The following is a 23,651-nucleotide window of genomic DNA, read 5'->3' as shown; positions in this document are numbered from 1 at the left end:
AATTGTAAATGATTCAGAAACATTTTAATCAACCTCACATCAACGCCGTGACCGGCAATCTAAACAAAACCTAAACCAATTATAAACGGGCTTGCCGGGCAGAAGCATAAAATGTGAGATCGATCGCTGTTAAATATCAAAGGTACTATTAAGGTATTTCAAAGGTATCTTGAATGCCTGACTCTTTCCGTCGCTTTGGGTGCGTATCGCACCGCGCGGGCTCCTCATTCAGCAAGGATATAATAATGAAACGTACCCATCTGAAGCTGTCCGTTATGATGTTTATCGAGTGGTTTATCTGGGGAGCTTGGTTTGTGCCTCTCTGGCAATACCTCAATAAGCTGGGTTTTACTCCCTCCGAGATCGCCTGGTCTTACAGCAGCACCGCCATAGCCGCCATTCTCTCGCCGGTGCTGGTGGGCGTGATTGCTGACCGCTACTTCGCCGCGCAAAAAGTGCTTGGCTGGCTGCTGCTGGCCGGTGCTGTGCTGATGGCATTTATCGCGCTGCAAACCGAATTCTCCACGTTCTTTCCGCTGCTGGTGGTTTACGCCATCACCTATATGCCAACGGTGGCGCTGACCAACAGCATTGCGTTCGCCAACATCAATGACACCGAGAAGGATTTCCCGCGCATCCGCGTCCTTGGCACGCTGGGCTGGATTGCTTCCGGGCTGGTGATCGGTTTTGTGCTGCCGCCGCTGCTTGGCATGAACAACATTTCTGATACCGGGTTGCCGCTGTGGATCACGGCTATTGCCTCGCTGGTGCTTGGCGTTTACAGCTTCTGGCTGCCGGAGACACCGGCAAAAGGCAAAGGGCCGGTGGATATCAAAGCGCTGCTCGGCCTGAATGCGCTGGGCTTGCTGAAAGACCGCTCCTTCGCGATTTTCGCGCTGTGCTCATTTCTGTTTTGTATGCCGCTGGCGTTTTACTACCAGTTTGCCAACGGTTACCTGACGCAGGTGGGTTTGCCCAACGCAACCGGCTGGATGACCCTCGGCCAGGTGTCTGAAATCTTCGCCATGCTGGCATTACCGTTCCTGCTCAAACGCTACGGTATTAAAAAAGTGCTGATGCTGGGCTTTGTCACAGCGGCAATCCGCTACGTATTCTTTATCTATGGCGGCACGGCGGATGTCTGGGCTTACAGCATGCTGTTCCTCGGCATTCTGTTGCACGGCGTCAGCTACGATTTCTATTTTGTCACCGGGTATATCTATGTCGATAAAAAAGCGCCGCCGCATATGCGCACGGCGGCACAGGGCCTGATCACACTGATTTGTCAGGGATTGGGCAGTTTTATCGGCAACTGGCTGGGCGGCCGGGCGATGACCACTTTCGCACTGAGCACGCCGAAAAATGGCATGACGTTCGACTGGTTTGCGGTCTGGGGCGTGGGTGCTGCGATGGTCGTCGGCGTGATGCTGCTGTTTCTGCTGTTCTTTCGCGAACGCAGCAAAACCATTACACCGGTCAGCCTGAGCCAGCCTTCATAAGCATTCTTTTCACAACAGGCGGGCAGGCTGCCCCTCTGACATTGATAGCAGGAGATTTACATGACACAGCTAAGCCTTGAGAGCCGTATGCTCGGCGCGTTGTACGGACAAATGCTGGGCGACGCGCTGGGCATGCCATCGGAGCTTTGGCCGCGCGAGCGGGTTAAGCAACACTTCGGCTGGATCGATCGTTTTCTTGATGGCCCGGCAGAAAATAGCGCCGCCTGTTATTTCACCGCTGCACAGTTTACTGATGATACGTCGATGGCGCTGGCGCTGGCCGATGCGCTGCTGGAAGCGGAAGGCCGCGTCGTACCTGAACTGATTGCGCGTAATGTGATCCGCTGGGTAGACAGTTTTGACGCGTTTAATAAAAACATTCTTGGCCCGAGCTCCAGACTTGCGCTGGCCGAACAGAAGAAAGGCGTGGCCATTGAGGCGCTGGAAAACAATGGTGTGACCAATGGCGCGGCGATGCGCGTTTCCCCGCTTGGCTGCGTATTGCCTTCGGCGCCGCTCGAGAAATTCTGCGAGCAGGTGTGGCTGGCGTCCAGCCCGACGCATAAATCTGATATCGCCGTGGCAGGCGCGGTGGTGATTGCCTGGGCTGTGTCGCGGGCCATTGAAGGGGCGAGCTGGCCTGAAATCCGCCTGGCACTGCCGGATATTGCGAAATATGCCCAAACGCGCAAACCCACCACTTTCAGCGCTTCACTGGCGGCACGCATCGAACTGGCTTTCGCCACGGTGCAGAAAGCCGAAGGAACGGAGCAGGCGTCTGAAGCGGTTTATCAGCTGGTCGGTGCGGGCGTCAGCACCATTGAGTCTGTGCCTGCCGCGCTGGCGATGGTGGAACTGGCCGGAACATGCCCGAATCAGTGCGCAGTGTTGTGTGCCAATCTCGGCGGCGATACCGATACCATTGGTGCGATGGCAACCGCCATTTGCGGCGCGTTGAACGGCATTGAGGTGTTTAAGAAAGAGTGGCTGGATGAACTGAAACGGGTCAATCCGCAGAATATGACGCGCTACAGCGACGCATTCCAGCGTTTCCGCCAGCAGGCGCAGGAGGCTGAATGAGCCAGGGCCATCGCGAATTATTACAGACACTGATGCAGGGCGACTGGCATCAGCAGACACCGGTGATGGTCGTCGGCGCTGCGGTCATGGACATGGTTGCCAGAGCCGATGCATTACCGGAGCGCGGCGGGGATATTGCCGCCGACGTGACCGGTTTTCATCTCGGTGGCTGCGCGCTGAATATTGCGCTCGGGCTGAAACAGCTGGGCATTCACAGCCGTAATCTGTTGCCGGTGGGCGAGGGCATGTGGAGCGATCGTCTGAGACGTGAAATGGCGGCACGGGAAATCACCTCGGATTTGCAGGTGCGCGGCGCGGATAACGGCTGGTGTCTGGCGCTGGTTGAGCCGGACGGCGAGCGGACATTTATCTCTATCGACGGTATTGAAAATCAGTGGCAGCCCGGCTGGCTGACCGACGCTACGCCACAAAACGGGCTGGTGTATGTGTCGGGTTATCAGTTAGGCGCGAAACAGGGAACGGTGCTGCTCGGTTGGCTGGAAACCTTGCCCGATGCGGTGCGTGTGGTGGTGGATTTTGGGCCGCGTCTGGATGTGATGCCCGAAGATCGCATTCGCCGCGTGATCCGCCCCGGCGTGATCCTGACGCTCAACGAACGGGAAGCCACACTGCTGGGGTTTACCGATAACGCCGAAGCCTTCTGCCGTGAGCTGAATGCTAAAACCGGTGAACTGGTGGTACTGCGCTGCGGCGAAAAGGGAAGCTATTATTTTGCGGAGGTCAGTGATTGCGGCTGGATTGCGGCGCGTAAAATCACCGTGGCTGACAGCATAGGTGCGGGTGACAGCCATTGCGCCGGTTTGCTGGCAGGGCTTTCACTCGGCCTGACACACTGGCAAAGCATGACGCTGGCAAATTGCGTGGCGGCCTATGTTGTTTCGCAGACTGGCGGGGATTGCGCGCCGACGCTGGCGCAACTGGCCAGTACGTTTGAAAAGAGTGAACCGGCGCTGTGAATCAGTCTTCGCTGATGAACTCATACATGTCGCTGCGGCAAAAGCTTTCACTGTATTCAATCGGCCGGTTTTGCCCGTCGAACAGTGTCTGCTTTATGATCAGCAGCGGCATGGGTTCAGTCAGCTGCAAAGATTGCAACGTTTCAGCGTCGGACATTGCTGCACTGACCCGGCTTTGCAGTGCGCCGAGCTCAATATTATTGCGGCTGAAATAGTCATAGAGCGAGACGCCGATATCCTGCACATCCCCGATGGCGGCCATGATCACGTATGAAACCGCCACGGACATCGGGCGCGTGTCGATGTAATGAATGCGCTTGAGCATATAAACCGGTGTGCCTTCGGTGATCGCCAGTTTGCTGGCAATCAGCGCGGATGCCGGTATCTGATCACGGCTGATCCACAGCGTATCGGGCTTGCGGCCTTGTAACATCACTTCGCGCGAAAACCCTTTCACCCCGGCCAGCGAGTAAGAAAGCCTGGCATCAACCGCTTTTTTGATAAAAGTGCCGTAACCGCGTGAGCGGCCTATGTGCCCGTCCTGCTCCAGCTTTGCCAGCGCCTTACGCACGGTGATCCGTGAGATCCCCAGCGCTTCGGTGAACTGTCGCTCACTCGGCAGGAAATCGCCGTCCTGCAAAATACCCGATTCCATTGCCTGACGAACCGATTCGTTAAAACACAAATACAGCGGCATAGTGCCTGTCTGAGCCAGATCGGTTTTCAGTTTTTCCAGCACCTGCTGGTTAGTGTCCATGCTCATACGGGCTTTTCCTGATGGCTGTAATGGCCTCTATTTTAGAAGGAAAGAGAATTTTTGCAGTGACATTTTACGCGTATGCGGGATTAAATCTGCGGGAGGGAAAAGGGGCGTTAAAGATAAATTCAAACGCCCCGTAAGGTTAATGTGTGATGACGCAGTGGCTTTCCATCCGCCACATTTTCTCCAGCGCACGGGCTTCGCCGGTGATTTCCACTACGCCCTGACTGCGGATATCCCCACTCGAGGCACCCACGCGAATGTCAAACTCACCGGGTTCGACCACGCGCTGCCCGTTACGCTGAGTAAAATTCAGCATGTCGGTGGGCAGGGTGAAGGTCAGCTCAGCACTTTCGCCTGCGCGCAGATGCACCCGCTGGAAGGCTTTCAGCTCCTGAACCGGGCGAACCTGCGAGGCCACGCGATCGCGGACGTACACTTGTACCACCTCGCTGCCGTCTTTATCCCCGCTATTACTGACGGTAATTTTTGCGATGACGTTGCCGTTCAGCGACGCTACCTGTGGCTGAACAATCGACAGTTCGCCATAACGGAATGTGGTCCATGTTTTACCGTATCCGAAGGGATAGTGTGAGCCGAAATGGAAAGCATAGGGTGTGCCGCCGCTCTTGAGTTTGTGGTTGTAGTAATAGGGCATTGCGCCCGCGCTGTGGGGAACGGATATCACCAGGCGCCCTGCAGGTTCCCGCACGCCGGTCAGCACATCGGCAATTGCATTTCCGCCTTCCTGGCCTGGTGCCCATGCCATCACCAATGCGGCGACCTGATCTTCAAGCCCGCCAAGATTGTAAGGGCGGCCGCCAGTCATCACGACAACCACAGGTTTTCCTGTTGCCACCACGGCGGCGACCAACTCCTGTTGTACGCCGGGCAGGCGCAGGCTGTCGGTATCTGACCCTTCGCCAACGGTGCCACTTTGGAACAATCCGGCCAGATCACCGACAAAGACCAGCGCGACATCGCTCTGTTCTGCGGCTTCAACCGCTTGTGCAATCAACCGGGTATCCCGTGAGACGGGGGAGGTTTGTATCGGTTTACCTGTATCACCGGGGAAGACCGGAGCACCCGCCACCCGATGTTCAATAATGTGGCAGCCTTTGGCATAACGCAGATTCTGGCTGCTTACGCGTTCTTGTAGTGCCTGTAAGGGCGTCACGACCTGCGACGCGCTGTCCTGCATATCACTGATGATCAGATGAACCGGAAAACTGTAGCCGCTGAGCAGCGCCAGCGGGTCATCGGCCGTCGGCCCGATGACCGCGAGCCGTTGCTGGCCAGCCAACGGCAAAACGCCATTATTTTCCAGCATCGTGATGGAATTTACTGCGGCTTCATACGCCAGTTTACGGGTTTCGGGTGTTTGCAGCGCAATGGCATTTTCATCGGTATAAGGGTGCTCGAACAGCCCCAGACGGAATTTCTCCTGCAGAACGCGTCCGACGATCTCGTCGATTTTTGTCATGGAGATCAGACCCTGCTCAACGGCTTGTGCAAGATGGCGTGCGCAGTCATCTTTCGGCAGCTCGATATCCAGACCGGCGTTAAAAGCCAGCGCGGCGGATTCCGTGGCGTTGCGGCTGATGCCATGATGCTGGTGCAGCAGACTGATGCCGCCATAATCCGCCACTATCAGACCGTCAAAGCCCCATTCTTCGCGTAGCAGCGTCGTCATCAGGAAGGCATCCGAGTGACCGGGCTGATTATCAATGTCGTGATAGGCAGGCATGACTGAACCGGCATTTGCCAGTTTCACTGCCATTTCAAACGGCAGGAGAAACGTGTCATTAAGCTCACTAAACCCCAGATGCACCGGCGCATGGTTGCGCGCTCCTTCGCTGAAAGAGTGCCCGACATAGTGTTTCAGCGTCGCCAGCACATCGCGTTTTTCACCTTGTAAACCGCGCACAAAACGGGTCGCCATAATACCAGTCAGGTAGGGGTCTTCCCCAAATGTCTCTTCAGTCCGCCCCCAGCGTACGTCGCGGGAGACATCCAGTACCGGCGCTAACCCCTGACGGCAACCGGTGCTGCGGGCTTCATCGCCAATGGCGGCAGCGATACGTTGCATCAACGCCGGATCCCAGGTGGAGGCGTAGTTCAGCGACGAAGGAAACAGAGTGGCATCTTTGCACAGTAAACCGACCAGACACTCTTCATGAAATAAAGCCGGAATGCCCAAACGGGTTTCTTCCATTAAGGTTCTTTGCAGACGATTAAGGGCGCGAACCCCTTCTTTGGGTTCGACAATATGCGTTCCCAGCGGACGGGTGATCTGCCCGATCCCGCGTTTAAGGCGTTCGCTGAGCGCCGCCTGTTGAGTGACGCCGGCGAATTCATCGCTCAGATCGGTGCGCTCGCGATGATCGCCCGCCGCGGACAATATCAGCCAGAACGCGTGCATTTGTGCAAATTTTTCTTCAGGCGTCATTTGTGCCAGCAAATCGGCGACACGTTCATGCACCGGACGGTGGGCATCCTTATAAATGGCAGACATGCTTTCCCCTTGTAAGTGTTGCCATCCGCACGACGGCGCGGATATGTTTTCTGACCATCAATACTGGTAGGGCAAAGCAAACACAACAATTGCCGAAACCGCCATCCAACTTATGTTTTTTGGTTTTCTCCCTTAAATGTGATGCGGCTCGAATATATTAATTTTGTTTATTACAAAAAGCAGGAATAAGCCGTGCCTGCGTCACATTTGATTAAAAGCATAAAACATAAGTGAAATATCAGAATATCCCGCCTCAATGCCAGGAATTATAAAGACAAAGGAATTCTAATTTAAAAATTAAGGTGAATGCATGTCAGCGTTAACTGAAAGGATCACCAACAAAGAAAAGCTGGGTTTTGGATTAGGTGATGCGGCAAGCCATATCGTTTTTGATTCCTCTGTCGCTATTCTGGCTTACTTTTATACCAATATTTACGGGCTTTCTCCCGCCGTGATGGGCACGCTATTTTTGGTGGTGCGCATACTTGATGCGATTACTGATCCGATAATGGGCGCAATTGCCGATCAGACGAAAAGTCGCTGGGGGCGTTTCCGCCCCTGGTTACTGATTATTTGTGTGCCTTTTGCCGTGAGTTGCGTATTGGTGTATTCCACACCTGACTTCGGACAAACGGCGAAAATTGTTTACGCGGTGCTGGCCTATATCTTCATGACGATCATGTATACGGCAATCAATATCCCTTATTGTTCGTTAGGCGCAGCAATTACCGCAGACCCGCAGGACAACCTGTCACTCCAGTCCTGGCGCTTTGCGATTGCTCCCATCGGTGGCGCAATGGGGACTGCGCTGATCCTGCCGCTGGCTGATTTTATTGCTCCCGGCGATCGCGCCACCGGCATGCAGTGGGCGATGGGGATTTTTGGTGTGATTGGTTGCCTGATGTTCCTGACCTGCTTCCTGACCACGCGCGAGCGTATTACGCCGGTCAAAGAAGAGAATATGAATATCCTTCGGGATGTGCGTATTCTGATGAAAAATGACCAGTGGCGGATCCTGTCTGTCTATAATCTTGCCATGCTTTGTGGGGTAGTAGTTCGCGGAAGCCTGCTGGTGTATTTCGTGCAATATGTGTTGCATCAGGGCAGCGGTATTATTTCCATCTTTATGCTGGCAACGACAGTCGCTTCTGTTATCGGGAGTTTATTCGCGAAATCACTGGGTACCTGGATGTGTAAAATCCGTGCTTCCGTATGGGTTAACGTATTAAGTGCGCTGGTCGGGTTATTATTCTTCGTGCTGCCAACAGAATATTGGATCCCCGCATTTATCGTGCATATCGCGCTGAATTTATTACAGGGTATAAATGCACCGCTGCAATGGTCAATGATTACCGATGCCAATAACTATGGCGAGTGGAAAACACAACGTCGTATTACGGGCATGAATATTGCGGCGAATATTTTCGTGATTAAACTCGGCGTGGCAATCGGTGGTGCGCTGACAGGTTGGGGGCTGGCATGGTTTGGTTATCAGGCAGGCGTTGAACAACAGTCAGCAGAAGCGATACGGGGTGTATTAATTCTGTTTACCGTTTTACCGGCAATTTTCTATCTGATTACCGCGTTCTCCATCCGCTATTACCGTTTAACGGAAGACCGGATGAACGACATCATCGGCGATTTGCGTCAGAGTAAATTCCAGACCCAGAGTTAAGCCATACAAACAACACGGACGCGCCCGCTGAGCTGGCGCGTCCGTGAAGAGAACATTACTTCAGTTCATCAACCATTTTGGTTGCACGGCCAATGTAATTGCCCGGTGTCATGGCTTTCAGGCGGACTTTCTCTTCTTCCGGTAATTCGAGAGAATCGATGAACGTCTGCATACCCGCAGCATCAACACGCTTGCCGCGTGTCAGTTCTTTCAGTTTTTCATAAGGCTTTTCAATGCCATAACGGCGCATCACGGTCTGGATTGGCTCGGCCAGCACTTCCCAGTTGTGATCCAGTTCATTCGCCAGATTCGCTTCGTTCACTTCGAGCTTGCTGACGCCTTTCATGGTTGCCTGATAGGCGATCAGCGCATAGCCCAGACCCACGCCGAGGTTACGCAGTACGGTGGAGTCGGTCAGGTCGCGCTGCCAGCGTGATACCGGCAGTTTGCTCGCCAGGTGCTGCAATACGGCGTTGGACAGACCCAGGTTACCTTCTGAGTTTTCAAAGTCGATTGGGTTGACTTTGTGCGGCATGGTGGAAGAACCGATTTCGCCAGCGATGGTGCGCTGTTTGAAGTGGTTCAGGGCAATGTAACCCCAGATGTCGCGATCGAAGTCGATCAGAATGGTGTTGAAACGCGCCACGCAGTCGAACAATTCCGCGATGTAATCATGCGGTTCGATCTGCGTGGTGTACGGGTTCCATGTCACGCCTAAAGAGGTCACAAACTCTTCGCTGAACTGGTGCCAGTCCACTTCCGGATAGGCAACGATGTGGGCATTATAGTTGCCGACAGCACCGTTGATTTTTCCCAGAATTTCAACGTTTTCCAGCTGCTTAAACTGGCGATCCATACGATAAGCGACGTTAGCCAGTTCTTTACCGATGGTGGATGGCGTCGCAGGCTGACCGTGGGTGCGGGACAGCAGCGGAATGTCGCGGTATTTGTGCGCCAGACCTTTGACTGCATCAATGATTTGTTTCCAGTACGGCAGTACAACGTCCTGACGTGCCGTTTGCAGCATCAGCGCGTGGGACAGGTTATTGATGTCTTCTGAGGTGCAGGCGAAGTGGATGAACTCAGACACCGCGTGCAGGGCAGGGATGGCAGCCACTTTCTCTTTCAGGAAATATTCCACCGCTTTGACGTCATGGTTGGTGGTCTTTTCGATGTCTTTGATGCGCTGCGCATCGTTGACATCAAAATTGGCCACTAACTGGTCAAGGAAAGCGTTTGCGTCGGCATCAAAAGCAGGAACTTCCTTGATTTCTGCACAGGCGGCCAGTTTTTGCAGCCAACGTACTTCAACCTGCACACGGAATTTCAGCAGGCCAAATTCGCTGAAAATAGTGCGCAGCGCGCTGACTTTATCACCGTAGCGTCCATCAACGGGGGAAACGGCGGTCAGTGAGGATAATTCCATCGGTAGCAACTCCTGGGATCTTATTAACAATGAGCGAGAATATTTTTCGCCTGTTCAAACAGACGATTACGGGAAAACATCAGCTGCAGGCGGCCACCGCCGACCTGATGCCACAGCACAGCGGAACGGATACCGGCCAGTAAAATAGCGCGAACCTTCGCCTGCACCTGAGAATTTTGTAAAATGGCCGGTGAACCGGTCACCTGAATACGCGGACCGGCCGGGCTGACGACATCGACATAAATTGAGGCCAGTGAACTTATCATGGTGTCGGATTCAAGCTCATAATGTGCCAGCTGGCGGTCGAGCTGATCGATGCGTTCACCAAGCTGATTCATCGCCGGCTTATTGGCATAAAGCTTGCGCTCCAGCACCATCAGGCTTAATGCGTAGCGCGTTAACTCAGCGCCCGGCCCCTGACGGTTGGCGTTGAGCACGCCTAACAGTGTCTCCAGCCCCATCTTCAAATTGGCTTCATTATTACCGTACACCGCCAGCGTGGACGCCGGATTCATCTCCAGCAGGCTGCGCAGTGAAACTGACATTTCTTCCTGAGCGCACTGACCGTCATGTGCCAGTTGCTGAACCAGGCGTGCTGCCTGACAGATCCCCGCCAATGCCAGCGTAATGTCATAGTAATTTTTAGCCACGTTTACTCCTGTAAGCGTTTTCGAAACGATGAGACGCGGTGCCAAAGAAAATAGCCCAAACTAATGGCGACAGATCATGCCATAAAACTGCCCCTAAACACAGTTCGGAATCAGTGCAGAACGTCACAGGCGGGCAGAAATAAAGCGGGACGCCCGAAAGCGTCCCGTATTCATGCGCCAGATTGTTCAGTATCAGACCTGAAGTGGCAGGCGTTGTTCGATAATGCCGCCGCCCAGACAGATTTCACCGAGGTAAAATACCGCCGACTGGCCGGGTGTCACGGCCGCAACAGGCGTATCAAAACGTACTTCAATGCGGTCTTCGCCGAGCGGTGTCACCACACAGGGAATATCTTCCTGACGATAACGGGTTTTCACCGTACAGGTCAGCGGGGCGGTCAGCGTTTTGCGATCGACCCAGTGCAACTGCTGGGCAATCAGACCGACGTTCATCAGACGCGGGTGCTCGTGGCCTTGCGCGACGTAAAGAATGTTGTTTTCCACATCCTTTTCCACCGTGTACCACGGCTCTTCGCTGCCGTCTTTCTGGCCGCCGATACCCAGACCTTTACGCTGGCCAAGCGTGTGATACATCAGCCCCTGATGCTGGCCCATGACCTGACCATCAACGCTTTTAATCACGCCCGGTTGTGCAGGCAGATAGCGGCCAAGGAAATCACGGAATTTACGCTCACCGATAAAACAGATGCCGGTAGAGTCTTTTTTCTTAGCGGTGATCAGATCCAGTTCTTCCGCGATGCGGCGGACTTCCGGTTTTTCCAGTTCACCCACCGGGAACAGGCTTTGTGCGACCTGTTCGTGACCGAGCGTGTAGAGGAAATAACTCTGATCTTTGTTGCCATCGACGCCACGCAGCAAATGGCTGACACCGTCGATATCCTGACGGCGCACATAGTGACCGGTGGCGATGAAATCCGCGCCCAGATCTTCTGCCGCAAATTCGAGGAAGGCTTTAAATTTGATTTCTTTGTTGCACAGAATATCCGGGTTCGGCGTGCGTCCGGCTTTATATTCTTCGAGGAATAATTCGAACACGTTGTCCCAATATTCCGCCGCGAAATTCACGGTGTGCAGTTCAATGCCCAGTTTGTCGCACACGGCCTGCGCATCGGCGAGGTCGGTGGCTGCTGTGCAATACTCTTCGTCGTCATCCTCTTCCCAATTTTTCATGAAGAGGCCCTCGACCTGATAACCCTGCTGTTGCAAAAGGTAGGCAGATACAGAGGAATCGACACCGCCGGACATCCCGACGATCACTTTTTTCTGGCTGTTGTCAGACATAATAGTCCCGAAACATAGGAATTAATTGCCCGGCGCTGACGGTGTTTTTCAGGATATTTGTCCCACGAGGATGAAGGCCGCGCGCGACAAAAAACACCACAGTAACCCGGACATCGGTTACTTCTTAAAGATTACGCAAAAAAGAACGCGCGAAATTTTATCACGTCAGGCCGGTTGCTGCATCGCTGATTCACAGGAAAGCAACAACCGGCCCGGCAGGTTATTCCGGCAGGTTGAAATTGTGCAGGATTTCCAGAGGGTAACGCGGGGATTGCTGATAACAGCGGATGCTTTCCGCCACCAGCGGCGAGCGCAACTGTGAGGAACCCATAATCTCTTCGGCAGTGACCCAACGGCACTGATCGATGTCGTCGTCCTGCGGCGCGGTGTCGGACATGTGTGGCAGATCAATCACGAAGGCGAAACGCAGGAAGGGCGTGCCATCCGGTGCCTGCCACTGGTGCAGGCCAAGGAACGACTGAGGTTCGGCATGAATGCCCGTTTCTTCATACAATTCACGTTTCGCGGCGCTGACTAATGTTTCGTCAGCTTCCAGATGACCGGCGGGCTGGTTCCAGGTGACTTTACCGTGGACGGTTTCTTCCACCACCAGAAATTTTCCCTGAGCCTGTACGACGCAGGCAACGGTAACGTGCGGTTTAAACATGTGAAATTTCCTTCCATTGGCCGGGTTGTAAGTCGCCGAGTGTAAACTCGCCCATGCTGTAACGGATAAGACGCAGCGTCGGAAAACCCACGTGTGCCGTCATGCGGCGCACCTGGCGGTTTCTCCCCTCGTACAACGTGATTTTCAGCCACGCAGTGGGGATCGCTTTGCGCTCACGGATTGGCGGATGACGCGGCCATAACCATTCCGGTTCATCAACGATTTCAGCGCCAGCGGGCAGGGTGGTACCATCTTTCAGCACAACGCCCTCACGCAGCGCCAGAACCGCCGAAGCATCGGGTTCACCCTCGACCTGAACATAGTAAATCTTCCCGGTACGCTTGCCCGGTTGTGTCAGCGCAGCCTGCAGTTTGCCATCGTTGGTCAACACCAGTAAACCTTCGCTGTCGCGATCCAGACGGCCTGCGGCATAGACATCTGTTAACGAAATGTAATCCTTTAGTGTCGCGCGACCCGCCTCATCAGTGAATTGTGGCAGTACATCGAACGGTTTATTGAAGAGAATCACTTTTCTCGGCCCTTTTGGGGCAGATTGTTCTTTGGCAGGCCGTTTGCTGAAACGTTTAACGTTGTGATTTTTAAAAGATAGCGGGTTCATAGGCATTGAAGTTAGAGAGAATTAGCGCATTATACTTGAAAAATGTTTCGGATTGGCTAGCGGGAAATATTCGAGTAGTATCAACCGGCATCTTACAAATTTTTAACAAAAATGCGCTCGAAGGAGAGGTTAATGGAAAGCAAAGTAGTTGTTCCGGCTGAAGGTAAAAAGATTACAGTAGACGCTCAGGGTAAACTGGTTATTCCTAATAATCCTGTGATCCCATTCATCGAAGGTGATGGTATCGGCGTTGACGTGACTCCAGCCATGATCAAGGTTGTTGATGCGGCAGTTCAGAAAGCCTACAAAGGTGAGCGTAAAATCTCCTGGATGGAAATCTACACCGGTGAGAAATCAGTAGAACTGTACGGCAAAGACGTATGGCTGCCAGAAGAAACTCTGGATCTGATCCGTGATTACCGTGTTGCTATCAAAGGCCCACTGACTACGCCAGTTGGCGGCGGCATTCGCTCCCTGAACGTAGCCCTTCGCCAGCAGCTCGATCTGTACATCTGTCTGCGTCCGGTGCGTTATTACACCGGCACGCCAAGCCCGGTTAAACGTCCGGAAGATACCGATATGGTGATCTTCCGTGAAAACTCCGAAGATATCTATGCGGGTATCGAATGGAAAGCCGGCTCTGCTGAAGCCGACAAAGTGATCAAATTCCTGCAAGACGAAATGGGTGTGAAGAAAATCCGTTTCCCACAGGAATGCGGTATCGGCATCAAACCTTGCTCCGAAGAAGGCACCAAGCGTCTGGTTCGTGCGGCGATTGAATACACCATCACTAACGATCGTGATTCACTGACGCTGGTTCACAAAGGCAACATCATGAAGTTCACCGAAGGTGCCTTCAAGGATTGGGGCTACCAGCTGGCGCGTGAAGAGTTCGGCGGTGAGCTGATCGATGGCGGCCCGTGGGTGAAAATCAAGAACCCGAACAACGGTAAAGACATCATCATCAAAGACGTCATCGCTGATGCCTTCCTGCAACAGATCCTGCTGCGTCCTGCTGAATACGACGTTATTGCCTGTATGAACCTGAACGGTGACTACATCTCTGATGCCCTGGCGGCACAGGTTGGCGGCATCGGTATCGCACCGGGCGCAAACATCGGTTCTGATTGCGCGCTGTTCGAAGCCACTCATGGTACGGCACCGAAATATGCGGGTCAGGATAAAGTGAACCCAGGTTCCATCATTCTGTCTGCAGAAATGATGCTGCGTCATATGGAATGGTTCGAAGCCGCAGACCTGATCGTCAAAGGAATGGAAGGCGCAATCGCGGCTAAAACCGTGACTTACGATTTCGAACGTCTGATGGAAGGCGCTAAGCTGCGTAAATGTAGCGAGTTTGCCGACGACATGATCGCCAATATGTAAGCTGACAGTCATCAGAATCTGATGCCTGATTAACGCTATCTGAGGGAACCTGAGGGTTCCCTTTTTTTATCTCATTTTCAGGGGCTTATTGTTTATTTTTTCAGCCTTATTGTGCATCCGGGCCGCGGGTGTTAAATATGAGCCACTTTTTTGACAGTGGATTGAATTCTCGTTGCGCTTATTCCTTTCCAACTCCTTGTTTCGTATCGATCTTCGACGCCTGATCCTCAGTTTAGCCGTCATGAGCGCCTTCGTAACGCTGGCAAACAGCTTCTATGCCAGCTACAGCGTCCAGCGCCAGTTGTTAATCGACAATACGCTTGAAGAGAACCGTGTCTATGCCGCAAAACTGGCGGCCAGCACTGAACAGTTTTTGAAAAGCATGCAAAAGCAGCTCGCTTACAGCAGTGTTATCGCAGCGAGTCATTTCGACGATCCCAAAATATTGCAGGCAGAAACCGCCCGTCTGAAGTATCAGACCGACAGTTTTAACTCGGTCGTGATCACCAATATGAAAGGAAAGATCCTCGCGACCTCGCCTGACAGTCTGCAACTTATCGGCCATACGGTGAACACGCCGGGCGCGCTGGAAGCCCTCAAAATGCGGCGGCCAATGATCAGCAAACCCTATATTTCGCTGGCTAAAAACCTGGTGATCGTTATTTCAACGCCGGTAGTCTCTGAGCAAGGGGAATACCTGGGCTACATTGGTGGCACTATTTATTTGCGGCAGAAAAGCATCCTCAACGAGCTGCTGGGCGAGCATTATTACCGCGATGGTTCCTATATCGCCGTGCTTGATAATGAACGGCGCATTCTTTATCACCCGGATGCAAATCGTGTCGGAGAAGTGGTCAAGCCGCGCCCTCTGACGGAGGCGCCAAAAAGCAGTGCCAACGGTAGCCTGATGGTCACTAACCTCGCCGGCAAGGCGATGCTGGCCGGGTATGCGGTGGTTCCGTCATCGGGGTGGGAGATTGTCACGCAGCGACCTACCGACGCCACGCTAAAACCGCTTGAGGGGCTGATGTATAAAGTTCTCCGGCATCTGACGCCACTGGCGATTGTCACGCTGTTGATTGTCTGGCTATTCTCCCGATTAATCGCGCGGCCTCTCTGGCTGCTTGCGCGTAGCGCCAATGAGATGGATAAGCCGGATGTTTCGAGCAATATTCGCGAAATTCCTTCCTGGTATTTCGAATCTACGCAGCTCAAGCGCGCGTTGCTGATTGGCATCAGCCTGCTGCAAAAGAAAATCGGCAAGCTGAAATTTGAGACACAAACTGACCCGATGACCGGTTTATTCAACCGCCGGGGGCTGGCGATGACGCTCGAAAGCGCTGTACAACTGCGTCAGCAGTTTTCCGCCATCACGCTCGATATCGATCACTTTAAGGCAATTAACGACTCTTATGGCCATGATATCGGCGATGAAGTGATCAAGTCACTGGCTGAGCAGATTCGTCACAGTGCGCGTGAAAGCGATATTTTGTGCCGTGTGGGGGGCGAAGAGTTTCTGGTCTTGCTGCCGGGAACGCCGCTTGCAGAAGCGGGAATGATTGCTGAACGTCTGCGACAAAATGTAGAAACGCTGATGTTGCCAGGCATTCAGCCGATCACCATTTCCCTCGGCGTCGCGCACTGGAATCAGCAACAGGGGGAGCCTGACAAAGCGCTGAAGCGCGCGGATGAAGCGCTGTACAGAGCTAAGAAAGAAGGGCGCAATCGCGTAGTGATTTCGCAATAACCCCGATTGCGCGATGAACATCAGGGCAACACCGGCCCTGATGTTCATGCGTTATTTTGCCGCCGAAGCCTGCTGCTTTTTCGCCTGCGACGCCAGATGATGCCCCACGGCACACCCGGCCACGGCGCCGAGCACCGCGTGATGTTTAAGATGTCCGGCCACGCCACCCACCACCGCCCCCTTCAGGCATCCTGCTGCCTGAGCAAATGAACTGGTCAGCAACATGCCAGCCATGATTGCGCCAAAAATTGTTTTCTTACCCACATATCCCCCTGAATGAACAAATAGTGCTGAGCCAGAAAATGTCACATCGGGTTGCACGTTGTCATTTCGGCATCTGTAAGCAGTTACTGCCGCTGTTACCGGTTGAGCCGGATGGCGGCTTTGCTGACGGGGAGTTTGAGATAAGTCACGGTTACATCTGTCAGAGGGGCTAAAAGGCTCATTGATGTAAGGTTTACATTGGCGAAGTGTCGGGTAAGGCGTTCCTTTTCATAACTCTGCTAAACTTAGAAAAGTAACCGGCGGAGATCCTCCTTCTCTGCTGTCTCCGGTTATTTCCACCCGTGAAGAAGGATGCCGCTATGACGCATCAAGAACAATTGCAGGCCCTGATGGTTCGCATTGACGCGCTGGAACATCGTGAAAAGCAGCTCACTTACGCCTCAAACGCTTATCAGGCCATTCTGACGACGCTGTTAGGAACACTTGATAAATCCACGCGTGACCGGGTGATCACTATGGTCGATCAGGCTCACGACATGGCGTATGCCAGGGCCAATCTGGAGCAGAAAGGGAATATTCTCGGCGCGGATGACATCACTCAGCGCATTTTCCTGTTTGCACAAGGCCGCGCTGCGCAGTCTAAATAACGTGACGTAACGTCGCACGACGTCGTAATTTATCAGACTCGTCATCGGTAACGGTGACGAGAGTTTTGTGTGTCTGGGATCATGAGCGGCGGTCTGCTTTGAGCATATTGATCGCCGCACCAAGCAGTATCCGGCGCTGAACGCCGGTTGCGCTGGCCAGTTGCCCATCAAGATACCCAATCAGCGCATCGACGCTCAGAGGCTCGCCTCTGTGGCGCATCTGAATCACCCCGTCGCCAATAATCCGCGCAACTTCATCCCATAGTGGTTGTATCTCACTTTCCGAGAATTTCATCATCGCTCCCGTTTGTGTGATTTACGTACAATCTATCATCTGAGTCGCAGGCGGCAAAGAGGGGGCGAGGTGAAAGCGGATGAGATAAGTGGCGCAAAATTGTGATGCCTCTTCCACCGGGTGAGTGGAAGAGGCCGGGACGCGTTAGTGCTTAATCACATAAAGATCTTTGGTGTAGACGTAGTTCAGCAGGTTGTCTTTGAAACCGCCGACATAAGGTTTCACCAGGCGCGGGCTGACATAGTGGTACAACGGAATGACCGGTGATTGCTCTGTAAGCACTTCCTCGGCTTGCTGATAAGCCTTACCGACATCGGCTTTGTCGGTGGCCTTCAGCGCATCATCCAGCGCTTTGTCGTAGGCAGCATTGCTGAATTTCGGTGTGTTTTCACTGTTGCCGGTACGCAGGGTATTCAGGAAGGTGGATGGCTCGTTGTAGTCTGCAATCCAGGCATAACGGACAACGTCATAGGTGCCCTGATGCATGGTATCGAGCATGGTTTTCCATTCCTGATTCTGCAATGTCGCATCCACCCCAAGGTTCTTTTTCCACATCGAGGCTGCTGCGATAGCAATGCGCTGATGTGATTCTGAAGTGTTGTAAAGCAGGTTGAATTTAAGCGGATGATCAGGGCCAAAGCCCGCCTCTTTCAGCAGTTTCTTCGCTTCTTCATTACGTTGCTCTTGCGTCAGACTGGCTTCTTTCGGTTTTGCGAAAGTAAACCCACCCGTGTTATCCGGAGACAAGTGCCAGGCCGGCGTTTGTCCCTGGCCCAATACTTTATCGGCGATAATGGATTTATCGATCGCCAGATTCAGCGCCTTACGCACGCGAACATCGTTGAATGGCGGCTTTTGGGTATTCATTGCGTAGTAGTAAACGGCAAGGTAAGGGCTGACATGCACCTGCGAACCCAGCTCTTTCTTCAGTGAGGCAAACAGGGTTGCAGGTATGGTTGCCGTAATGTCGATTTCTCCGGCCTTGAATCGGTTTACATCCGCAGTCGGAGAAGCGATAGGTAAATAGGTGACCTTGTTGATCACTGTGTGCGAATTATCCCAGTAGGTAGGGTTGCGGACGGCGGTGATGCGTTCATTGACTGTCCAGGTATCGAGTTTGAACGGTCCGCTGCTGACCATATTGCCTGGCTGCGTCCATTTATCACCGAACTTCTCCACATCGGCCTGGCTTATCGGCGAGAGCGAAGGGTGGGCGAGCATACCGAGGAAGTAGGAGAGCGGCTGATCGAGGGTAATTTCAAGGGTCTGTTTATCGAGCGCTTTGATACCCAGCTGATCCGGCGTTTTTTTGCCGCCAATAATGTCGCCCGCATTCAGCACATGCATGCTGCCGAGGTAGCTTTCATAAGGTGAGGCGGTTTTTGGATCGATCAGGCGTTGCCAGCTGAAAACCACATCCTGTGCGGTGATCGGCTTCCCATCAGACCAGACAATCCCGGGACGAAGATGGAAGACCCAGGTGATGTTGTCTTTCGTTTCCCAACTGCCCGCCAGCGAAGGCTGTGCATTGCCGTTGTCGTCAATCGTTATCAGCCCGGCATACAGGTCGCTGAGAATATTGAATTCAACGTCACTTTCTACTTTGTGCGGATCCAGTGATGCCGGTTCACTGCCGTTATTGCGGACGATTTCTTGTTTTGCAGCCAGTTCGACGCCTGCGGGAACATTCGCGGCCCAGGTAGAAAAAGAAGTCAGAAAGCTGGTTGAAAGAAGGAGTGCGAGCGGTAGCTTTTTAAAACAGCCATAAGTTTTAGGTATCGTCATTGCCATTTCCTGCCCTGTCAATATGGTTAAATATCAATGAGTAACAGGGTATTCATACCGTTGTTCGGGCAGTTTAGCAATCTTTATGAGATTATTAGTAGTGACTCTGTGAATGCTCACGCACTGCATCAAAAGTCAGCATTGTCATGCGCAGGGATCCAGTAACCATCGATGAAATCTTCGATAGGATAACAACCTGCCTGACGCAGCCCCTGTTGTTGCATCGCGAGGGTACATTGTTGCTGAGTATTAAAGGCATCCACGACAAATTCTTCGCAGCCCCCTCCCAGATAACAAATGGTCAACACAAGTGCAAACATAGCGCTCCTCCTTCCTTTTCCCGCAAGGGTAAGCATAGAAGCATTCTGCCGTTAACAACATATGTCGATGTTTGTTTGCTGTTTAATTGTTCGCTGAAGCGGGCGAGCGGGGCTGTTATTTAGCGTAGCGAGAATTTAATCAGAGAGCGTGATATCCTCGCGGCCATAATTTTTACGAATGATCTTGATGAAAGGAGCACCCGATGTCTGACGCTTTAACCAGAGAACAAGAATATGAGTCTGATCTGGTCGCCTGCCAGTTGGTGATTAAGCAAATTTTGGATGTGATTGAGATTATTGCGCCTGCTGAAGTGCGCGACAAGATGTCTCATCAGTTAAAAAGTATCGATTTTAATCATCACCCGGCGGGTGCTGATCCGGTGACCAAACGTGCTATCGAAAAAGCGATTTCACTCATCGAGCTTAAATTCACGAAACACGACAGCTGATATCCAACGTTGTGATGCCTGTCAGACGGGCATCACAACGTGGAAGATCGGAAAGCCTGCGTTATTTATTATCGACCACTTCACCCATTTGCTTGAAAATCGGGCAATTCGCCACACCAATCACGCCGCTGTCCGAATGAATATACTGCGAGCTGACAATCCCTCTGGCCGTCAGATACTGACATTTAAGGCCTAAGCCCGCTGCGTTTTCACTGCTGCCAACGGTAACACCGTAGCCCGAAAACAGAAAAATCGCATAAATAACGGCCAGCACAATAATGGCTTTGATAACACTCATTCGAGAAACTCCTGATTATCTATCCTGACATTCAGGATATTGATAAACAGAGTAGATGTTATTTCTGGTGCGTTGTCATCTCAGCAGAGTCTTAATCTGGCTTTCTTTATGTCAAAGCAAAAAATTGGCCCCTGTAAAGGAGCCAATTGATGTCACTGCGTCAATTCAGAACAGCACTTACCAGCGGTATTTCATACCCAGATCTGCAGCCCAGGGTTGGTCAACATCGCTGCCACCAAGGTAGTTAGCGCCTGCGTAAACGGTGAAGTTTTTGCTCATATCGAACTGTCCACCTAAACCAACGCGAACTGCGGAACCATCGATACCGTTGTCGATACGGTCACCATTGATATCTGCATCGTTATTGGCATCTTCATAGACATACGCCAGCGTTGCATAAGGGCTGATCGCCTGATCGGCACCCAGATCAAAGGTGTAGCCGATATTCCCACCCAGTTCGTAACGCATGCTGTCATAGGCCTGATCGCTGACTTTCATGTTATTGCTCATGCTGTAGTCGTCATCGCCGATGAACACGCCTGTGATACTTGCATAAGGTGTCAGGTAAGCTTGTGGCGCGAATTTCCAGTCATAACCGGCTTTCAGACCAAAGCCCCAGGCATCGGTAGTGCTATCGCCAGAAACCTGCTGACCATCGCTCATGGTGCTGTCAGTCGAGTTGCTGAAGTGGCTGTAGCTCAGAGAGGTATCAATGAATACGCCATTTTTGAAGTCCAGGCTGGAGTAAACGCGTGCTGACTGGCTGTCAGTGTCTGCGTCTGCATCATCCATAGAAAGGCTGGATTTCGCGAAGCTTGCCGCCATACCCACCAGCCACTGACGATCGCCGCCACCTTCTGTCACGTTATCAAGGCCGACCATGATGCCGTTAACGTCCTGATCGTAATCAACAACGCCATTGTCACCGTTCTGCTGACCACCGAAGTAATTCACCCAGACGCCACCTTTGTCATTACCCTGGGTATGACGAGAGCTATCCATACGGTTGCTCAGGGTATCCTGCTCCATATGCCAGGTTGCAGCGTTGGAAGAAGGCAGGCTCAGCGCAGCGTTCGCAGTAGACGTGATGCCTTGCTTAGCCAGAACCACGGTATCGCCAACTTGTTGGGCCTGATATTTGTAGGCGCCCAGATCAGCGGAATTTGCGTGGGTGAAGGAGGCGTTACCCCCATAAGTGCGGATCAGCTCTTTGTTCTGGTAATCCGCGACACGGCCTTCGCCCGTTGCGTTGTTGATACGCACCTGATAGTTACCGTCAGCCACACCATTTACGGCCAGGTGACCATCGGAATTCATGCCGATAGTGCCGCGGTCGTAAACATAGTCAGCGGCAGTTTTGTCACGTGCATTGTTCAGGTCGGCGTTCAGCACATATTCGCGGCTGCCGGTGTTAAACGTACCGTCGTCGGTCAGCACCATATTGTGCGTATCAACCTGGCCTGCGCCTAAATTCAGCTCAGAACCGTTGCCTACGGTGACGGTATTGGCATACAGGGAAGCTGATTCTTCAGTCAGCGTCGCTTTACTGCCTGAGTTCAGGTTCAGGGCATTGGTATAGACTGCACCATGCGCAGCGATTTTCAGGCTGGATTGGTTAGCCAGAGAAATGTTGTCCGCCAGCAAGCCAGACTCAGCAACATTGACTTGTGATTTGTGGTCTACGGTCAGATTGTCAACGTTAGACATCTTGGTCGTGTCCCATTCTGAACCATTATCCAGCGCAATATTAAACAGGCCGCTTTGGTAAACATCTTTGCCAATCAGGTACCCCGTTGTGTCGCTTAAGACAGATCCAGGCCAGATGCTGTTAGCTGAGCGGTCATAGAGATAGGCATCTGCCTCAACGTCAGAGATTGCCGCACCGACCCATTTACTGCCGTTATTCAGCGTCAGGTTCAGTTCGTCAGTGTCGTCCCAGCCATTACTGTCTGGCACCCCATCAGCATTGTTGTCGTGGCCACCAGGATAATAGTTTTCATCGAAGGTACTGACGAAAGAAACATCGCCTGTGATCGTGGAATTATTGAAAACAGCATTGGTTTTCATCGCATTATCAGCTGTGGCATTGGCGACAACCGATAAGGCGACATCGTCAGCAGCAACGCCATTTGCACTGATATTACCGTAATCGCTTGGCTTGTCAGACTGACCGTAGAATCCGCTGGTCTGCAATTCGGTATAAGAACCGGAAGTCAGCACGGAATCATTAACGGTCAGGTTATTATCGAACGTGTTCGCGTTATTGACGTCGGTATCAACCCATTCGTAACCTTGCGACAGTGCAATGCCAGCAACGTGTGAGTTATTTTGGATGACGATATTACTTTCCTGATCCAATGTCACGGCCACACCCATGTCATAGGTATTCAGGGTTTCATGGTCACGAACTTTATTAGCATCAGTAACGTCGTAGTCGAAATGTTCGTATGTGTCATTAATGGTGGAGTTATCGATAGTCAGCTGTAATGGAGACTGATCATAATCATTACGTGCAGTACCGCAATCGGTGGTCATGCACTCTGAGGTGATCATGCCGTTGACGGTAGTGTTAGTAATATTGAGCGTATTATTTGTGCCGTTATCAAAGCCCAAATAGTGAGTTGAGATTACGCCGTTCACCACAGCATTATTGATTGAAGAGTAGATGTCTCCGCCAACGTAACCGTTATCTGCACCATCATTATCCGCATAACCACGATAGCCAATATGATTCGCCAGCGTAGAGTCATGATAGAACGTGTCATATACGGTACCGGAGATGTCGGCTGACATCGCCACAGGTGCAGCGACTGCAACAGCGCAGGCCAGCGCTATTTTAGAAACGAAGAACTTTTTATTCCATGCATGCATTTATTAATCCCTCAACAAAAAATCATCAGCATGAATCAACCGGGAATGACCCCGGTTATTATGCTTTCATTTATATAACGAAGAGACAGAAGACCTGTTCGACGGCGGGATAATATTTTAATGAGGTGTGTAATTCAATAAATAAGTTCAAAGAAAACAGAGAGAAAAACGAATTATTTTTTTATGCTTTAAAAGGAACTGATGTTTATTTATGTTATTTAAAACAGCGTATTTCCCTATAATTTCCAAATGGTAGTTATAGCTTGCTTTAAAGTGTGAGGTGGCGCCAAAGAAAAATCATGATACACAGTGATGTTGACCAGGGAATAAGGCGCGCAGTCAGCGCTGAACCATTTTCAGGATGAAGTTATTTTCGGTTTATTCAGTCTTTATTATTCGGAAATCCACGTGAATATAAATTGATTAAAAAAATCTCTTTTCAGGAAACAACGCAATGA

The 23,651-nt window shown here is 52.1% G+C and carries 21 protein-coding genes; 8 read left to right on the top strand and 13 right to left on the bottom strand.

Going from position 1 to position 23,651, the window contains the following annotated elements; translation table 11 throughout:
• The first annotated feature begins 245 nt into the window (after nucleotides 1-245).
• Genes ACO0U8_RS03315 through ACO0U8_RS03305 form a run of 3 tightly spaced genes read left to right on the top strand, consistent with a single transcriptional unit; the run spans nucleotide 246 to nucleotide 3,556 of the window.
• A complete protein-coding gene (locus ACO0U8_RS03315) occupies nucleotides 246-1,499 on the top strand; it encodes a nucleoside permease (RefSeq protein WP_421670277.1) in 1,254 nt (417 codons plus the stop codon).
• Nucleotides 1,500-1,559: 60 nt separating this feature from the next.
• Nucleotides 1,560-2,579 (top strand): ADP-ribosylglycohydrolase family protein, encoded by a 1,020-nt coding sequence (locus tag ACO0U8_RS03310; RefSeq protein WP_421670276.1) that lies wholly within the window; start codon nucleotides 1,560-1,562, stop codon nucleotides 2,577-2,579.
• Nucleotides 2,576-3,556 carry a PfkB family carbohydrate kinase gene (locus tag ACO0U8_RS03305; RefSeq protein ID WP_421670275.1) on the top strand — a complete coding sequence of 327 codons (981 nt, stop codon included), beginning with the start codon at nucleotides 2,576-2,578 and terminating at the stop codon, nucleotides 3,554-3,556. The genes ACO0U8_RS03310 and ACO0U8_RS03305 overlap by 4 nt, the downstream gene beginning before the upstream one ends.
• A gap of 1 nt (nucleotide 3,557) precedes the next feature.
• On the opposite strand, the gene ACO0U8_RS03300 is transcribed toward ACO0U8_RS03305, so the two are convergent.
• Both ACO0U8_RS03300 and ACO0U8_RS03295 read right to left on the bottom strand, forming a co-directional pair.
• Nucleotides 3,558-4,319 carry a GntR family transcriptional regulator gene (locus ACO0U8_RS03300; RefSeq protein ID WP_056778835.1) on the bottom strand — a complete coding sequence of 254 codons (762 nt, stop codon included), beginning with the start codon at nucleotides 4,317-4,319 and terminating at the stop codon, nucleotides 3,558-3,560.
• 139 nt (nucleotides 4,320-4,458) lie between these two features.
• On the bottom strand, nucleotides 4,459-6,831 hold the full coding sequence (locus ACO0U8_RS03295) for a glycoside hydrolase family 3 N-terminal domain-containing protein (RefSeq protein WP_421670274.1): 2,373 nt from the start codon (nucleotides 6,829-6,831) through the stop codon (nucleotides 4,459-4,461).
• Nucleotides 6,832-7,141: 310 nt separating this feature from the next.
• On the opposite strand from ACO0U8_RS03295, the gene ACO0U8_RS03290 reads away from it, so the two are divergent.
• Nucleotides 7,142-8,506 (top strand): glycoside-pentoside-hexuronide (GPH):cation symporter, encoded by a 1,365-nt coding sequence (locus ACO0U8_RS03290; RefSeq protein ID WP_056778837.1) that lies wholly within the window; start codon nucleotides 7,142-7,144, stop codon nucleotides 8,504-8,506.
• Nucleotides 8,507-8,561: 55 nt separating this feature from the next.
• Here the strand turns inward: ACO0U8_RS03290 and purB are convergent, their stop codons facing one another.
• The 5 genes from purB to rluE all read right to left on the bottom strand — a co-directional run bounded on the left by purB (nucleotide 8,562) and on the right by rluE (nucleotide 13,170).
• The gene (purB, locus tag ACO0U8_RS03285) at nucleotides 8,562-9,932 is read right to left on the bottom strand and encodes an adenylosuccinate lyase (protein ID WP_056778838.1); all 1,371 of its coding nucleotides are present in this window, start codon (nucleotides 9,930-9,932) and stop codon (nucleotides 8,562-8,564) included.
• Nucleotides 9,933-9,955: 23 nt separating this feature from the next.
• Nucleotides 9,956-10,582, bottom strand: a complete 627-nt coding sequence (gene hflD, locus ACO0U8_RS03280) for a high frequency lysogenization protein HflD (protein ID WP_056778839.1) — start codon at nucleotides 10,580-10,582, stop codon at nucleotides 9,956-9,958.
• A 192-nt stretch (nucleotides 10,583-10,774) separates the two neighbouring features.
• Complete coding sequence (gene mnmA, locus ACO0U8_RS03275; protein WP_421670273.1) at nucleotides 10,775-11,884, bottom strand: tRNA 2-thiouridine(34) synthase MnmA; 1,110 nt, start codon at nucleotides 11,882-11,884, stop codon at nucleotides 10,775-10,777.
• A 220-nt stretch (nucleotides 11,885-12,104) separates the two neighbouring features.
• On the bottom strand, nucleotides 12,105-12,551 hold the full coding sequence (locus ACO0U8_RS03270; RefSeq protein ID WP_056778844.1) for an NUDIX hydrolase: 447 nt from the start codon (nucleotides 12,549-12,551) through the stop codon (nucleotides 12,105-12,107).
• Nucleotides 12,544-13,170 carry a 23S rRNA pseudouridine(2457) synthase RluE gene (gene rluE / locus ACO0U8_RS03265; RefSeq protein WP_421670272.1) on the bottom strand — a complete coding sequence of 209 codons (627 nt, stop codon included), beginning with the start codon at nucleotides 13,168-13,170 and terminating at the stop codon, nucleotides 12,544-12,546. Before rluE ends, ACO0U8_RS03270 begins: the two co-directional genes overlap by 8 nt.
• A gap of 132 nt (nucleotides 13,171-13,302) precedes the next feature.
• Between rluE and icd the strand changes: the two genes are divergently transcribed.
• Nucleotides 13,303-14,556, top strand: a complete 1,254-nt coding sequence (gene icd / locus ACO0U8_RS03260) for an NADP-dependent isocitrate dehydrogenase (protein WP_056778851.1) — start codon at nucleotides 13,303-13,305, stop codon at nucleotides 14,554-14,556.
• Between the two features lie 241 nt (nucleotides 14,557-14,797).
• Entirely contained in the window at nucleotides 14,798-16,303 is a 1,506-nt protein-coding gene (locus tag ACO0U8_RS03255) for a sensor domain-containing diguanylate cyclase (protein ID WP_421670668.1), read from the top strand.
• Between the two features lie 51 nt (nucleotides 16,304-16,354).
• On the opposite strand, the gene ACO0U8_RS03250 is transcribed toward ACO0U8_RS03255, so the two are convergent.
• Nucleotides 16,355-16,537 carry a hypothetical protein gene (locus ACO0U8_RS03250; protein WP_183848112.1) on the bottom strand — a complete coding sequence of 61 codons (183 nt, stop codon included), beginning with the start codon at nucleotides 16,535-16,537 and terminating at the stop codon, nucleotides 16,355-16,357.
• Nucleotides 16,538-16,887: 350 nt separating this feature from the next.
• Here ACO0U8_RS03250 and ACO0U8_RS03245 point away from each other — a divergent pair, with 350 nt between their 5' ends.
• A complete protein-coding gene (locus ACO0U8_RS03245) occupies nucleotides 16,888-17,175 on the top strand; it encodes a hypothetical protein (RefSeq protein WP_421670271.1) in 288 nt (95 codons plus the stop codon).
• Nucleotides 17,176-17,254: 79 nt separating this feature from the next.
• On the opposite strand, the gene ACO0U8_RS03240 is transcribed toward ACO0U8_RS03245, so the two are convergent.
• The 3 genes from ACO0U8_RS03240 to ACO0U8_RS03230 all read right to left on the bottom strand — a co-directional run bounded on the left by ACO0U8_RS03240 (nucleotide 17,255) and on the right by ACO0U8_RS03230 (nucleotide 19,575).
• The gene (locus ACO0U8_RS03240) at nucleotides 17,255-17,470 is read right to left on the bottom strand and encodes a hypothetical protein (RefSeq protein ID WP_122095668.1); all 216 of its coding nucleotides are present in this window, start codon (nucleotides 17,468-17,470) and stop codon (nucleotides 17,255-17,257) included.
• Between the two features lie 144 nt (nucleotides 17,471-17,614).
• On the bottom strand, nucleotides 17,615-19,255 hold the full coding sequence (locus ACO0U8_RS03235) for an ABC transporter substrate-binding protein (protein ID WP_421670270.1): 1,641 nt from the start codon (nucleotides 19,253-19,255) through the stop codon (nucleotides 17,615-17,617).
• A 128-nt stretch (nucleotides 19,256-19,383) separates the two neighbouring features.
• A complete protein-coding gene (locus ACO0U8_RS03230; protein WP_056778868.1) occupies nucleotides 19,384-19,575 on the bottom strand; it encodes a YebW family protein in 192 nt (63 codons plus the stop codon).
• Nucleotides 19,576-19,778: 203 nt separating this feature from the next.
• On the opposite strand from ACO0U8_RS03230, the gene ACO0U8_RS03225 reads away from it, so the two are divergent.
• A complete protein-coding gene (locus tag ACO0U8_RS03225; protein WP_056778871.1) occupies nucleotides 19,779-20,024 on the top strand; it encodes a DUF2766 family protein in 246 nt (81 codons plus the stop codon).
• A 61-nt stretch (nucleotides 20,025-20,085) separates the two neighbouring features.
• Here ACO0U8_RS03225 and ACO0U8_RS03220 read toward each other — a convergent pair whose 3' ends face one another.
• The gene (locus ACO0U8_RS03220; RefSeq protein ID WP_056778874.1) at nucleotides 20,086-20,322 is read right to left on the bottom strand and encodes a YobH family protein; all 237 of its coding nucleotides are present in this window, start codon (nucleotides 20,320-20,322) and stop codon (nucleotides 20,086-20,088) included.
• A 177-nt stretch (nucleotides 20,323-20,499) separates the two neighbouring features.
• Complete coding sequence (locus ACO0U8_RS03215; protein ID WP_421670269.1) at nucleotides 20,500-23,193, bottom strand: autotransporter outer membrane beta-barrel domain-containing protein; 2,694 nt, start codon at nucleotides 23,191-23,193, stop codon at nucleotides 20,500-20,502.
• Nucleotides 23,194-23,651: the final 458 nt, after the last annotated feature.

The organism is Rahnella sp. EDr1-12 (assembly GCF_049206505.1).
Lineage (GTDB): Bacteria > Pseudomonadota > Gammaproteobacteria > Enterobacterales > Enterobacteriaceae > Rahnella > Rahnella rivi.
The sequence above is the reverse complement of the archived record's forward strand: the minus strand, read 5'-3'. Positions and strand labels throughout refer to the sequence as shown.

What these genes read in the sequence shown, in the direction of transcription:
- ACO0U8_RS03220 (WP_056778874.1), bottom strand. Translation starts at nt 20,322, where the DNA reads ATGAGTGTTATCAAAGCCATTATTGTGCTGGCCGTTATTTATGCGATT.
- ACO0U8_RS03290 (WP_056778837.1), top strand. Translation starts at nt 7,142, where the DNA reads ATGTCAGCGTTAACTGAAAGGATCACCAACAAAGAAAAGCTGGGTTTT.
- ACO0U8_RS03310 (WP_421670276.1), top strand. Translation starts at nt 1,560, where the DNA reads ATGACACAGCTAAGCCTTGAGAGCCGTATGCTCGGCGCGTTGTACGGA.
- icd (WP_056778851.1), top strand. Translation starts at nt 13,303, where the DNA reads ATGGAAAGCAAAGTAGTTGTTCCGGCTGAAGGTAAAAAGATTACAGTA.
- ACO0U8_RS03255 (WP_421670668.1), top strand. Translation starts at nt 14,798, where the DNA reads ATGAGCGCCTTCGTAACGCTGGCAAACAGCTTCTATGCCAGCTACAGC.
- ACO0U8_RS03230 (WP_056778868.1), bottom strand. Translation starts at nt 19,575, where the DNA reads ATGTTTGCACTTGTGTTGACCATTTGTTATCTGGGAGGGGGCTGCGAA.
- ACO0U8_RS03215 (WP_421670269.1), bottom strand. Translation starts at nt 23,193, where the DNA reads ATGCATGCATGGAATAAAAAGTTCTTCGTTTCTAAAATAGCGCTGGCC.
- ACO0U8_RS03240 (WP_122095668.1), bottom strand. Translation starts at nt 17,470, where the DNA reads ATGAAATTCTCGGAAAGTGAGATACAACCACTATGGGATGAAGTTGCG.
- ACO0U8_RS03300 (WP_056778835.1), bottom strand. Translation starts at nt 4,319, where the DNA reads ATGAGCATGGACACTAACCAGCAGGTGCTGGAAAAACTGAAAACCGAT.
- ACO0U8_RS03315 (WP_421670277.1), top strand. Translation starts at nt 246, where the DNA reads ATGAAACGTACCCATCTGAAGCTGTCCGTTATGATGTTTATCGAGTGG.
- purB (WP_056778838.1), bottom strand. Translation starts at nt 9,932, where the DNA reads ATGGAATTATCCTCACTGACCGCCGTTTCCCCCGTTGATGGACGCTAC.
- ACO0U8_RS03305 (WP_421670275.1), top strand. Translation starts at nt 2,576, where the DNA reads ATGAGCCAGGGCCATCGCGAATTATTACAGACACTGATGCAGGGCGAC.
- rluE (WP_421670272.1), bottom strand. Translation starts at nt 13,170, where the DNA reads ATGAACCCGCTATCTTTTAAAAATCACAACGTTAAACGTTTCAGCAAA.
- ACO0U8_RS03225 (WP_056778871.1), top strand. Translation starts at nt 19,779, where the DNA reads ATGTCTGACGCTTTAACCAGAGAACAAGAATATGAGTCTGATCTGGTC.
- ACO0U8_RS03235 (WP_421670270.1), bottom strand. Translation starts at nt 19,255, where the DNA reads ATGACGATACCTAAAACTTATGGCTGTTTTAAAAAGCTACCGCTCGCA.
- ACO0U8_RS03270 (WP_056778844.1), bottom strand. Translation starts at nt 12,551, where the DNA reads ATGTTTAAACCGCACGTTACCGTTGCCTGCGTCGTACAGGCTCAGGGA.
- ACO0U8_RS03245 (WP_421670271.1), top strand. Translation starts at nt 16,888, where the DNA reads ATGACGCATCAAGAACAATTGCAGGCCCTGATGGTTCGCATTGACGCG.
- ACO0U8_RS03250 (WP_183848112.1), bottom strand. Translation starts at nt 16,537, where the DNA reads ATGGCTGGCATGTTGCTGACCAGTTCATTTGCTCAGGCAGCAGGATGC.
- mnmA (WP_421670273.1), bottom strand. Translation starts at nt 11,884, where the DNA reads ATGTCTGACAACAGCCAGAAAAAAGTGATCGTCGGGATGTCCGGCGGT.
- ACO0U8_RS03295 (WP_421670274.1), bottom strand. Translation starts at nt 6,831, where the DNA reads ATGTCTGCCATTTATAAGGATGCCCACCGTCCGGTGCATGAACGTGTC.